The sequence below is a fragment of the Streptomyces capitiformicae genome (assembly GCF_002214185.1).
Taxonomy (GTDB): domain Bacteria; phylum Actinomycetota; class Actinomycetes; order Streptomycetales; family Streptomycetaceae; genus Streptomyces; species Streptomyces capitiformicae.
The window spans coordinates 3784329-3797061 of record NZ_CP022161.1 but is presented as its reverse complement, the minus strand read 5'-3'; the positions used below and the strand labels follow the sequence as shown (position 1 = coordinate 3797061).

At 67.3% G+C, this 12733-nt stretch carries 7 protein-coding genes; 1 reads left to right on the top strand and 6 read right to left on the bottom strand.

The window, feature by feature from the left end; genetic code table 11:
- Positions 1-13: 13 nt before the first annotated feature.
- The gene (locus CES90_RS16875) at positions 14-1234 is read right to left on the bottom strand and encodes a transglycosylase family protein (protein ID WP_189784441.1); all 1221 of its coding nucleotides are present in this window, start codon (positions 1232-1234) and stop codon (positions 14-16) included.
- Positions 1235-1632: 398 nt separating this feature from the next.
- Here CES90_RS16875 and gndA point away from each other — a divergent pair, with 398 nt between their 5' ends.
- Complete coding sequence (gene gndA, locus CES90_RS16870; protein WP_189784442.1) at positions 1633-3072, top strand: NADP-dependent phosphogluconate dehydrogenase; 1440 nt, start codon at positions 1633-1635, stop codon at positions 3070-3072.
- A gap of 453 nt (positions 3073-3525) precedes the next feature.
- Here the strand turns inward: gndA and panD are convergent, their stop codons facing one another.
- The 5 genes from panD to CES90_RS16845 all read right to left on the bottom strand — a co-directional run bounded on the left by panD (position 3526) and on the right by CES90_RS16845 (position 12731).
- Complete coding sequence (gene panD, locus CES90_RS16865) at positions 3526-3945, bottom strand: aspartate 1-decarboxylase (RefSeq protein WP_189784443.1); 420 nt, start codon at positions 3943-3945, stop codon at positions 3526-3528.
- An 831-nt stretch (positions 3946-4776) separates the two neighbouring features.
- Positions 4777-7713: a discoidin domain-containing protein gene (locus CES90_RS16860; protein ID WP_189784444.1), complete on the bottom strand. Its 2937-nt coding sequence runs from the start codon at positions 7711-7713 to the stop codon at positions 4777-4779.
- A gap of 92 nt (positions 7714-7805) precedes the next feature.
- Complete coding sequence (locus CES90_RS16855) at positions 7806-9278, bottom strand: glycoside hydrolase family 32 protein (protein WP_189784445.1); 1473 nt, start codon at positions 9276-9278, stop codon at positions 7806-7808.
- Positions 9279-9378: 100 nt separating this feature from the next.
- Positions 9379-11676, bottom strand: coding sequence for a glycoside hydrolase family 3 N-terminal domain-containing protein (locus CES90_RS16850; protein WP_189784459.1), 2298 nt, complete (start codon positions 11674-11676; stop codon positions 9379-9381).
- 167 nt (positions 11677-11843) lie between these two features.
- Complete coding sequence (locus tag CES90_RS16845) at positions 11844-12731, bottom strand: carbohydrate ABC transporter permease (protein WP_189784446.1); 888 nt, start codon at positions 12729-12731, stop codon at positions 11844-11846.
- Between the last annotated feature and the right edge of the window lie 2 nt (positions 12732-12733).

Genomic DNA, 12733 nt, shown 5'->3' with positions numbered 1-12733 from the left:
CTCCCGCGGCGCGTCAGATCCGTACCCCTCCCGCCCTCAGATAGGCGATCGGATCGATGTCGCTGCCGAAGCCGGGCCCCGTCCGCACCTCGAAGTGCAGATGCGGGCCCGTGCTGTTGCCCGTGTTCCCGGACCGGCCGATGCGCTGGCCCGCGCCCACGTTCTGGCCGGCCTTCACCGAGATCGCCGACAGATGGGCGTACTGCGTATAGCGGCCGTCGGAGTGCCGGATCACCACCTGGTAGCCGAAGGAGCCGCCCCAGCCGGAGGTGACGACCTCGCCCGCCGCGACGGACTTCACGGCGCTGCCGGTCGGCGCGGGGAAGTCGACACCCGTGTGGTAGCCCTTCGACCAGGAGGAACCGGAGGCACGGTAGGGCGTGCCGAGGGAGGCGCTCACGGGGGCGACGAAGGAACCGGACTGCTGCTGCCGGTCGGCCCGCTGGTCCTGCCGCTCCTGCTTCTGTTCCTGCTTCTGGTCCTGTTTCTGGTCTTTCTTCTGCTCCTGCTTCTGGTCCTTCTTCTGCTTCTTCTGTTGATCCTTCTTCTGTTGATCCTTCTTCTGTTGATCCTTCTTCTGTTCTTGCCGCTGTTCTTTCCGCTCGTCGGACCTGTCCGTGCCGGGGGCCGTCGGGCGGAGGCTCAGCCGCTGTCCCGGAACTATCAGGTCCGGGTCGGCGCCGATGGTCCTGCGGTTGGCCTCGTAGAGCCCGCGCCAACCGCCCTTCACTTCGCGGGAGTCGGCGATCTCGGAGAGGGTGTCACCCCGGACCACCGTGTACATCTCGGTCCTGCCCGCCTGCGACTGGGGCGTGGTCTGCGGTTTCACGTCCTCGATCGTGCGTGTCGAACCGCCGCCCTTGGTGAGGCCGGCGCGGACCGAGCAGGTGGGCCAGGCGCCGGGGCCCTGGCCGTCGAGGACCTTCTCGGCGATGGCGATCTGCTCGTCCTTGGTGGCGAGGTCGGCGCGGGGCGCGTAGGCCGTGCCGCCGAATGCCTCCCAGGTGGACTGGCTGAACTGGAGGCCGCCGTAGTAGCCGTTGCCGGTGTTGATGTTCCAGTCGTTGGTGGACTCGCAGGCCGCGACCTTGTCCCAGGTGTCGACGTCCGCGGCCTCCGCGGTGCCGGTGGCCATCAGCGGGAGTGCCATCCCCGCGCCGCCGGCCGTGACCGTGAGTGAGGCGCGGTTGATCCTGTTCGGCTGGTACCGGCGGTGCCGACCGCGTACGGCCATCGAGAAGCCCCCCTCGCATATGCCATGGGCCGCAAAAGTAAGCGCCGCGAACCGGCCATGACAAGACGAAAAATCAGCCGCTCTAACCACACGAGTGGCGGGTAAGCGACCTGATCCGGCGCGTAAGTGCCCTCGTCCGGCGCGCGAGTGACCGGGGACGGCGCACAAATGACGCGGTTGCGCGCCCCATTGAGGCAGGTGGGGCCCTTCCTGCGTACTCAAGCCCGGCAGGCCGCGCAGTGCGATCGGGGCCGCCGCACGTCAGGATGACCGGAGGGGCAATACTGGCGGAGCGTTGACGGCGTTACCGATATCGGGACCTACCGGCACCACCGCTTTACCAGGTTTATCCGGATCAACCGGCACCACTGATTCCAGGATCCATAGGAGCCAAGCGAATGAGCACTTCAGCCCAGATCGGCGTCACGGGCCTCGCGGTCATGGGGAGCAACCTCGCCCGCAACTTCGCGCGCAACGGCTATACGGTCGCCGTGCACAATCGCACCCCCGCGAAGACCCACGCGCTGATGCAGGAGCACGGGCACGAGGGCGACTTCATCGCGGCCGAGACCGCCAAGGAGTTCGTGCAGGCGCTGGAGCGGCCCCGGCGGCTGGTCGTCATGGTGAAGGCGGGCGGTCCGACGGACGCGGTGATCGAGGAGTTCGCGCCGCTCCTGGAGCCCGGCGACATGATCATCGACGGCGGCAACGCGCACTTCGCCGACACTCGCCGCCGTGAGGCCGCGCTGCGCGAGAAGGGCATCCACTTCGTCGGCGCGGGCATCTCCGGCGGCGAGGAGGGCGCGCTCAACGGGCCCAGCATCATGCCGGGCGGTCCGGCCGAGTCGTACGAGTCCCTCGGCCCGATGCTGGAGAAGATCTCGGCGAAGGCCGCCGACGGGGCGCCGTGCGTCACGCACGTCGGTCCCGACGGCGCCGGGCACTTCGTGAAGATGGTCCACAACGGCATCGAGTACGCCGACATGCAGCTGATCGGCGAGGCGTACCAGTTGCTGCGCGATGTGGCCGGGTACTCCCCCGCGCAGATCGCGGAGATCTTCCGTACCTGGAACACCGGCCGTCTCGACTCCTACCTGATCGAGATCACGGCCGAGGTGCTGGCGCATGTGGACGCGGCGACCGGGAAGCCGTTCGTGGACGTGGTCGTCGACCAGGCGGAGCAGAAGGGCACGGGTCGCTGGACCGTGCAGATCGCGCTGGACCTCGGTGTCCCGGTCTCCGGTATCGCCGAGGCCGTGTTCGCCCGCTCGCTGTCCGGCCACGCCTCGCTGCGGGACGCCTCGCGGTCGCTGGCCGGTCCGAAGGCGACGCCGCTGAGCGCGGCCGAGGCCGAGGCCTTCGCCGACCGGGTCGAGCAGGCGCTGTACGCCTCCAAGATCGTGTCGTACACGCAGGGCTTCCACGAGATCGACGCGGCCCGTGCCGAGTACGACTGGGACATCGACCTCGGCAAGGTCGCCTCGATCTGGCGGGGCGGGTGCATCATCCGGGCCGCCTTCCTCGACCGGATCCGGGCCGCCTACGACGCACGGCCGGATCTGCCGAGCCTGCTCTCCGACGACACGTTCGCGCAGGAGATCGCCGCGGCGCAGGACGACTGGCGCGAGGTGCTGGTCGCCGCGACGCGGCAGGGGGTGCCGACGCCCGGCTTCGCGGCGGCGCTGGCGTACTACGACGCGTTGCGTGCGGAGCGGTTGCCCGCGGCGCTTACGCAGGGGCAGCGGGACTTCTTCGGGGCGCACACGTATCGGAGGGTTGACCGGGAGGGGTCGTTCCACACGTTGTGGGGGCAGGACCGGTCGGAGGTTGGTGCGTAGGGGGTCGGAAGACCGGCGCCCAAGAGAGAGGGACTGCGGATCGTTGGCGGCTGCGGGTTTGTCGTGGCTGGTCGCGCCCATGCGGCGGAGCCGCACAGTGATGCAGCCCTCGCGCCTCTGATCGGACACACACAGCGGCCCGGCGTGGAGATGTTCACGCCGGGCCGCTGTGTGTGTCCGATCCGCCGTTCTGTCAGGAGAGCGGCTTTGGCTCTGGTTCTCCCGGGACCGGGTCAGGGCCCGGGGGCTTGGGGATGGGGTCCGGCTCTGGGACAGGGTTGGGAGGTGGAGGTGGGAAGGGTTCCGGGCGTCCGGGGCCCGGACCGGGGGTGGGGCCGGGCTTCACGGGGTCCGGGTCTGGGTGGGTCATGGTGTCCTCCAGCCAGTGGATACGTCGGCCATGGACTTGTCCCACGGGTACCCGTGGCACGCACGGGCACTCACCCGTTTGGGTCAGGCCGTGACGGCCTGTGGGCTGCGTCGCTGGTCCGAGCCCGGTACCGGCTCGGACGGGTCCGCGCCCAGGGAAACGATCCGGTTGTCGCGGTCCACGTGCACGACCCTGGGCTTCAGAGCGCGGGCCTCGGCGTCGGAGACCTGGGCGTAACTGATGATGATCACCAGGTCTCCGGGGTGGACGAGATGGGCCGCCGCACCGTTGATGCCGATGACCCCCGAGCCACGCTCACCCTCGATGACATACGTCTCCAGGCGGGCCCCGTTGGTGATGTCGACGATGTGCACGAGCTCGCCGGGCAGCAGATCGGCTGCCTCGAGCAGATCGGCGTCGATGGTCACGGACCCGACGTAGTGCAGGTCGGCCTGGGTGACGGTGGCGCGATGGATCTTGGACTTGAACAGAGTACGCAGCACTTGGGACTCCTGGAAGACGGCTCCCTGCCTGCTTTCTGCAGGTCAAGGGCTGTCTTCACTGTACACCGGCACGCGTTGGACTCGAAGATTGTGAGGAACATCGCTTCACTCTGGCGAGAAGGTTCCTGCCTGCAGCTCTTTGCGAACCAGGCTGCTGCGACGCCGTCGCCAAGGCACCTGTTCAGACATCCGTCTCAGAACGTGCAGGGACTGATGCTGATCAGATACTGACTCAGCTGACGATATATCAGGCACACGAGGAGCCCAGGGCGAGTCGCTTCATGCGAGCACCTATGGCCAATAGCGGTGTAACTCGCGCCTGGATGGCTCGGTGTGCCACTCAGGTCGCCATCTGCTGCTCCAGGGTGGGCCACTCGCCGCCGTTTCCACTTCGGGCACAGCCTGCGCCGAAGAAGGCCCCGGCGTTACTGCTCGATCTCGTAGCGCCGGGCCCCGCGAGCTGAATCGGCCATGGCCGACTCGCGCTCTTCTCGGCATGACGTGAGCTGTCCAGGCTTCGGTGCAGGGACGGTGCGGCGGAGGCGGAGATGACGGATAGACGTGGGCGGAGGGGCGGCTGCTCGTCGCCGGTGAGATGCCAAGGTGAAGCTGGTCGTGCTCGGCGGCGCTCTTGCCGACACCATCACGGGAAGCTTCGGCACCTTCACCGTGTGGCTGAGGCGAGCCAAGTGGAGCGCGAGGACTGACGGCGAAGGGGCCGGTGACTCCCGCACGAGCCCCGGTGCCGGCTTCCCACGTCACGAACGTCAGCCTACGGCCGGAGTGGCACGCCTTGGTGAGGCGTGCCACTCCGGCCCTCAAAGCCCGAGGTCAGTTGTAGACGTTGAACTCTGCGACTGACCACCAGCTACGCGCAACGTTGCCGGTATTGACGATTTTGATGTAGCGAGCTGTCTGCGTGGGGAAGGAGATCAGGTGGACTCGTTGGCCGTCCGCTACGGACGTGACCTTGGTCCAGTCGGTTCCATCCGTGGATACGTATACGTCTGCGCTTCGCGCATAGTCGCTGACACTGCCGCCGACATCCAGCACGATCTTGTCGAAGGTCTGTGTCTGCCCCATGTCCACTTGGATCCAGAGGCCGTCGTACTGCCCGGTTCCGGAGCTGTAGCGAGTGTCGGAATTACCGTCGAGCATGTTTCCGGGCGCATCCCACTGGCTTGCGTCCGAAGCCTTTGCGGTCCAGCCTGTCCGCGGCAGCGCAGGACCAAGATCTATGACGTCGAACGATGATCCGCCTGCCTCTGCTCCGCCGGCCCCCTTCACGGAAACCGTGACCTTCCCCGCTGGAAGCCCCTTCGGAACGTAGGCGCTGATGCTCGTGTCCAACCAGGTGTCTATTTCGGCATAGCTCGATCCGAAATACACCGTACCCAGCCCCTGTGCATCACCGAAACCAGAACCGCGGATCGTGAACTTGGAGCGCGGCATGCCTTGGCCCGGCTTCAGATCACTGAAGGTCGGCGATGGGAAGCTCGACAGCTTCTTGGTGGTGAACATCGCGGAGGTGCCGCTAGGCAGCGTATACGTGTACGAGCCGTCGGTGGATATCTTGAAACTCTTGCTGTCGGCAGTCCCGTTGAATACGACGGTGACCTGCGACCCTTCCTTGCTGGTCCAGGTCTTCAGCTGGAGGCCGTTCGATACTGCTGCAGGAGCTGTGATCGAGCCGGTTCCACGCGCAGACCCGTACACCTCTATGTCGCCGATGGCCCACCAGAAACCGGATGCCGCGGTACTGACGACGCGAATGTACTGTGCCGTTCGGGTCGGCAACGTGACGGCTATCTTGCCGATGCCCCCACTGCCGCTCGCAATCGCGCTGCCCCAATCGACTCCGTCGTTCGAAACGTATATCTGGTACCTGGTGACGTAGTCGAACGAATTGTTCACGCCGGTGTCGATGACGATTTTATTGAAGCTCGTGGGGTTCCCCAGGTCGATCTGGAACCAGTCGCCGCTCGTCGGCCCGTGCCCGAGACTCCACCTGGTGTCGATGTCGCCGTCGATCGCGTTCGCGGCCACCCCCCAGTCCGGCTGCGCGGAAGCCGTGGCGGTCCACTTTCTACGGCTCAGCGCCCTTCCTGTCGTCCGGACGGAAGCTCCGATCGGAAGGGAGTACGTGACCAGCTTGTTTCCGGTACGGATGGCGTTCTGGTAGGGCAGCAGTGCCGGATCGTACGTGACGGTGACCGGGCTGGATGCCGACGTGAACGTGAAGTCGTGTGTCGGGTCCGAGACCTTGGTCGCTGCGGGGGTGCGGCCGCTCTGCGCAGGCCCGGAGTACGTGAAGGTGACGGCGTCGCCGGCGTTCAGGGTGTAGTCGAACGAGTGTGTGCCATCCGCGACGCTGAAGGTTTTCGCGGCGCTGCCCGAGTTGTGGGCGATCAGGACCTTCGATCCGTCCGGGTTCTGGAACGCGACGTTCTCTATGCTTCCTTCGCCGAAGGTGTTCGAGTAGATCCGGCGTGCTCCGGGCTTGACGAACCTGCTGGCGTGAGCGAGGGCGTGGTAGTCCACGTTGTAGGTCACCCGTCCGTCGGCCGGGTCGATCGTGAGCAAGCCCCGAAGCATGGGTATGCCGGCCGTGTCGCTGTTGAGCGGGCCCCGATCGGGGTCGAGTGCGATGTTCCACAGCATCACCCCGTTTGCCCAGTTGCGCGTTCCGTTGATGATCCACGTTCCCAGTGCTTCGCTGAACGCCGTCTGGTTACTGTCCTGCCATACGCCTCCGGTGGCTTCTGTGATGAAGGTTTCCTTGCTCGGGTAGTCGTTGTGGACCACTGTCTGGTAGTTCGGTTTGCCGCTGTAGATGTGCCATCCGGTTCCCGCGGTGTACTTGGAGGCTGCGGGGTCGCTGAAGATCGTCTCCGGATACGAGGGCACGTCCCAGTTGTGGTCCCAAGCCAGGATCTTCGTGGAGATTCCGTTGGCTTCGAACGCCTTGCCGATCTCCTGGATCAACTCGGCTTCCTGGTACGCGGACAGGAACATTCCGGGCCAGGTGGGAGTACCCATGGGTTCGTTCTGCGGGGAAATGTAGGAGATGGGCACGCCGGCTTCGCCATAGGCGTGGATGAACTTGACGAAGTAGTTGGCCAGCGCGGAGGTGTACTCGCTCTTGAGGGTGCCTCCGATCATGGAGTCGGAGGTCTTCATCCAGCCTGGTGGGCTCCACGGGTTGGCCATGATCTTCATGGACGGGTTGAGTGAGAGGGCCTGCTGCAAGGCCGGAATGATGTACGGCACGTCATGCTGGACGGAGAAGTTGGACAGCGTGGGGTCCGTTTGTCCTGCGGGCATGTCGTTGTAGGAGTAGTTCCCGGACGCGTTGAAATCCGTGGCGCCCATCGGAGAGCGGAGCAGGCTGAGGCCGATTCCCTTCGAGGGATCGAACAGCTTCTTCATCAGCTTGGTCCGCTCGGCGGTGGACAGCTTGTCGATGAGCCAGGCGGAGGAGTCGGTCATGGCCGCGCCGAAGCCTTGGACCTTCTGGTACTTGACGCTGTCGTCGATCTTGATCGTCAGCGGGTTGGCCGTTCTCTTCGCCTTGAACAGCACATCGTCCTGGTCGGCGACCCACTTGTCGGCCGATACTTCCGTCAGCCACACACGGACGGAATTGTCACGTGAGGCTTGCTTCAGCTGCGGGGCGGCGATGGCGTTCCCGGAAGCCTGGGTCCAGGCGGCGGCGACACCGACGGCGGTGGCCAGGAACTGGCGTCGTCCGAGACCGTATGACCTCATGGAAGATCCTCCTTCGGACCTGCTTGTTCAGTACTTGGGAGAGGGGGTGGGACACATTGCCGAGGTGGGGGATCGACCGGTTGGAGTCGGTTCTACGGCGACGTCGGCGCCGGCTCTGCGGTGCCGGTGCTCGGCTCCTTGATCACGAGCGGGTGCATCTCCCAGGCGTCGACGGCAAAGCCGAGGCGCGTGCCCGGGGCGGTGCGGGCCTGAAGTCGCCACGGGCTCTGCCCTGTGGGGTAGAAGCGCAGGGTGAGGACCTGGCCGGTGGTGATCAGGAAGATTTCGGCGATGGAGTGGTCGACGACGACGCGCAGGTCGACGGGCCGGTCTGGCGGGCAGGGCATCCGGTGGGAACCGCCGCGGGCCCGGCTGTCCAGTGAGGCGTGGTCACGGTCGACGACGAGTTCGCCCGCGTCTACGTCGAGACGGATGTCGAGGTACTCGGAGCCGTCCGGGCTGGTGAGCAGCCGCAGGCCGGCGTTTCCGGTCGGCTCCAGACGGGCCGTCAGGTCGAAGGCGCGGCCCACGGTGCCGAGGTCCACCGGCTGCGAGCCGTTCGTCGCGCCTGTGGCGGTGATGGTGTGTCGGCCGCGCAGGGCGAGCAGTTCGGTGGCGGGCTGCTGGCGCAGTGTGCCGTCGTCGTGGACGTGGATCTCGCGGGGCAGGGTGAGGACGCCAGCCCATCCGTCCGCGACGGCCCAGGCTTCGTCGCGGGCTTCCCACGACCAGCCCCACAGCAGCCACCGGTCGCCCGGTGCCCGCAGCAGGGCGGGGGCGTAGCAGTCGGGGCCGTGGTCGACGGGCACCGCTGAGCCCGCCTTGAAGTGACCGTCATGCTCTTCGCCGATCAGGGCCGCGACGCTCTGCGGACCGGTGGGTTCGGTCCAGGTGCTGAAGAGGAGGGCGCCGCGTCCGTCGGCTGCCGGGAGGTATTGCGGGCATTCCCAGCCCTCCCCGGTGAACAGGTCGGTGCCACCGACGGGCTCCGGATGGCGGGTGGCGAAGGGCCCCCGGTAGGCCCAGTTCTCCAGGTCGGGCGAGTCGTAGAGGAGGGCGGCGGCGCGGCCGTCCGTGAGGGCGGCGCCGACCAGCATCCGCCAGCCTTCGCCGTCCTGCCAGACGTACGGGTCGCGGTACATGGTGCAGCCCTCGGGCAGCTCGGGGATGACCAATTCACCACTCGGGCTGAACGTCCGGCCGCTGCCTCGGGAGACGGCGCGGGTGACCGGCTGGTGCTGGAACGAGCGGTCCTCGCGGTGCGCGGAGTAGAAGGCGACCAGCCGTTCGCCGTCGGAGATGGCGTTACCGGAGAAGCAGCCGTCGGCGTCCAGGCCACCGGGGGTCGGGGACAGGGCGATCGGCAGCGGCTCCCAGGTCAGCAGGTCGGGGCTGCGGAAGTGGCCCCAGTGCATGTTGGCGTGGTTCGCTCCGTGCGGGTTGTACTGGTAGCACACGTGGTAGTGGCCGTCGTGGAAGACCAGCCCGTTGGGGTCGTTGATCCAGTTGCGGGGCGGGCGCAGGTGCGCGACGGGGAAGTGCGGATCGCGGGGTGGGGTGGACACACGCGTGCCTTTCGGTATGACAGGGGACCGCCCCGCCGGCCCTCTGGTTGGCGGGGCGGCGGGCCGACGGGGCGGTGGTCTTCAAGCCTGTGCGCGGCCTTCAGGTCCGGATGCGGAATTCCACGCTCAGCTGCTGCTCCCGCCGTGAGCTGGGGCCGACGCGGAGTGCGAACTCGCCTGGTTCGACCACGCGGCGGTTGTCCGCGGTGACGAGTGAGCACTGGGAGGCGGGGATGCTGATGCGGACGTCCAGGCTTTCGCCGGGAAGTATTTCGACCTGGGTGAAGCCCTTCAGCTCCTGCTCGGCCCAGGTGACGCTGGTGGTCAGGTCGCTGACGTACGCCTGGACCGTTTCCACGGCCCTGCGGCTGCCGCTGTTGGTGAGCCGCACCGTGGCGTCGACGGTGCCGTCGGCGGAGACCTCCGGGTCGTGCACGACCAGGTCGGAGTAGGTGACCGTGGTGTAGGTGAGACCCTCGCCGAACGCGAACAGGGGGTCCTGTGTGAGATCCGCATAGCGGCTCCCGTGCTGGCCTCGCACCTGGTTGTAGAAGACCGGTTGCTGTCCGACGTGCCGTGCGAAGGAGACCGGGAGCCGGCCGCTGGGTTCGGTGAGTCCGAGAAGCAGTTCGGCGACGGCGCGGCCACCGCGCATGCCCGGGTTGAACGCCTCGATGAGGGCTGCTGCGTTCAGTGCCGACTCCGGGAGGGTGCTCGGCTTGGACTGGGCCAGTACGACGATCATCGGTGTGCCGGTGGCGGCGACCGCGTCCAGCAGCGCGATCTGGCCTCCCTGGAGGTCGAGCGTCGCCGTGGAGCGCACCTCGCCGGTGAGGGCGATGGTGTCCCCCACGACCACGACGGCGTAGTCGGCGGCCTCCGCGGCGGCGGTGGCCTCCCGAAGCTGTGCCTGGTCGACCGGGGCGGGGGTGAAAACGGATGGCTGCGGTTGGCCGTCGGGCCCGAGGGACCACTCGGAGTTGGAGGCGGTGCTTTCGATGTCGGCTCCGCGGGCGTACGTGATGGTCCAGTCAGCCGGCGCGACGGCGCGCAGGCCATCGAGCACCGTCTCCACCGACTCGCGTGGATGTCCGTCGGGCATCCACGGGACCTGGCCGGTGGCGCCCGCCCAGTCGCCGAGCATGGCTTGCGGGCTGTCGGCATTGGGGCCGATGACCGCGATCGTCCGCTGCTTGCCTCGGCTCGCGGCGCGGCCGATTCCGTCCGAGGTCAGCCCGCCTTCGAGGGGCAGGACCCCGTCGTTGCGCAGCAACACCAGGGAGCGACGGGCCGTCTCCAGGTTGAGGTCGGCGTGTGCGCGGCAGCCGATCACCTGCGCCTGCCGCTCGGGGTCGGGGGCGCGGGGGTCCTCGAAGAGCCCGAGCTCGAACTTCAGCCGCAGAACCCGCCGTACCGCGTCATCGATCTGCTTCTCTTCGATCAGGCCGCGGGCGACCGCCTCCTGGGCGCCCTCGAAGAACTGCGGCGTGGCCATGATGAGGTCGTTCCCGGAGTTGACGGCGACTGCCGCCGCCTCGGCGTAGTCGGCGCAGGTCCGCTGGTCGTAGACCATCCGGCCGACGTTGTCCCAGTCGGTCACCAGCGTCCCGGTGAAGCCCCACTCACCCTTGAGCACGTCGTTGATCAGCCACTGATGCGCCGTGATGGGCACCCCGTCGATGGACTGGTAGCCGAGCATGAAGCCGCGGCAGCCGGCCCGTACCGCCTGCTCGAAGGGGGGCAGGAACCACGAGCGCAGCTTGCGGGGGCTGAGATCGGCTTCGCTGGCGTCGCGCCCGCCCAGGGTTTCGGAGTAGCCCGCGAAGTGCTTGGCGTACGCCAGCACGGCTGTCGGGTCGCTGAGGCCGTCGCCCTGGTAACCGCGCACCATGGCCGCCCCGAGTTCACCGATCAGGAACGGGTCCTCGCCGAACGTCTCGTTGATCCGACCCCAGCGCAGGTCCCGGGTGATGCACAGCACCGGGGAGAACGTCCCGTGGATTCCGGTCGCCGCGATTTCGGTCGCGGCCGCTCGGGCGACTCGGTGGAGCAGGGAGGGGTCCCAGGTGCAGGCCATGGCCAGCTGGGTCGGGAAGATGGTCGCCCCCGGCCAGAACGAGTGGCCGTGGATGCCGTCGTCGGCTGTCAGCAGCGGTATGCCGAGCCGTGTCCGCCGGGCCAGTTCCATGGCCTGCGGCATGAGGTCGGGAGACACATGCAGGACTGCCCCGGCCAGCTTGGCCGACACGATGTCCGCCAGGTCCCCGTGTTGTGCGTCGAGCATCAGCAGCTGCCCGACCTTCTCCGGCAGGGTCATCCGGGACAGCAAGTCGTCGGTTCTCGCTTCCACGGACGCTTCCGGATCCAGGTACGCGGCAGAGTGGACCGGCTGTCCCACGGTGTTCTCCAAGAGATGAGTCGTCACAGATCAGAGAGTTGATGGGCGACGGTGAGTGCTTCGTCGCGCGAACCTTGCCGCCCGGCGCGGCGGGGCTCGCGTGCCGTCCGTCCGCCGCTCTGGGCGGGACCGGTACGGCATGGGGCGGCGGGGCGGGAGCCGGGGTGTCACTTCAGGCCGGTAGTGGCGATGCCCGCCACGAACTGTCGCTGGAAGAGCAGGAAGACGATCATCACCGGCAGCAGGACGACCATGGCGCCGGCGAGGAGGATGCCGAAGCGGGTGAAGGACTGTCCGCTGCTGGCCAGGGCGAGGCCGACGGGGAGGGTGTACTGGCTCTCGTTCTGGGCCACGACCAAGGGCCACAGGAAGTTGTTCCAGGAGCCGAGGAAGGTGATGATCCCGAGGGTGGCGAGGGCGGGCTTGGTCAGCGGCAGGATGATCTTCGCGAAGATGGCCAGTTCGCGGCAGCCGTCGACGCGGGCGGCGTCGATCAGTTCATCGGGCAGGGTGGAGATGAACTGCCGCATCAGGAACACCCCGAAGGGCGTGGCCAGGAACGGCAGGATCAGCCCGAGCAGGGAGCCGGTCAGCCGCATGTTGGCCACCAGCACGTACAGCGGTACGAAGGTGACCAGGCCGGGGATCATGAGCGTCCCCATGACCAACAGGAAAACGGCGCGCTGCCCGCGGAACTCCAGCTTGGCCAGGGCGTATCCGAGCATCGAGCAGAAGATCAGGTTGCCCGCGGTCACAGCGAGGGCCACGATCACGGAGTTGGCGAACATGCTCGTGAAGTCGAGCGTGCTGAACAGCTCGCCGTAGTTGGCGGTCGTGGGCACCGTGGGTATCAGGACGGGCGGGACCCTACGGATGTCGGCCTCGGGCTTGAACGACCCGGACAGCATCCACAGGAACGGCGCGATCATCAGCAGCAGGGCGCCGGCGAGCGGTAGGTACAGCCAGGGCCGGCCCCAGTTCTGGCGGATGCGGCGGCGCCTCAGGGCGCGGTTCGTGCCCGGTTGTGGCGTTCGGAGAGTGGAGAGGGTGCTCATGA

Excerpts from the sequence above, each read along its gene's own strand:
- CES90_RS16875 (WP_189784441.1), bottom strand. The coding sequence starts at position 1,234 with ATGGCCGTACGCGGTCGGCACCGCCGGTACCAGCCGAACAGGATCAAC.
- gndA (WP_189784442.1), top strand. The coding sequence starts at position 1,633 with ATGAGCACTTCAGCCCAGATCGGCGTCACGGGCCTCGCGGTCATGGGG.
- CES90_RS16860 (WP_189784444.1), bottom strand. The coding sequence starts at position 7,713 with ATGAGGTCATACGGTCTCGGACGACGCCAGTTCCTGGCCACCGCCGTC.
- CES90_RS16845 (WP_189784446.1), bottom strand. The coding sequence starts at position 12,731 with ATGAGCACCCTCTCCACTCTCCGAACGCCACAACCGGGCACGAACCGC.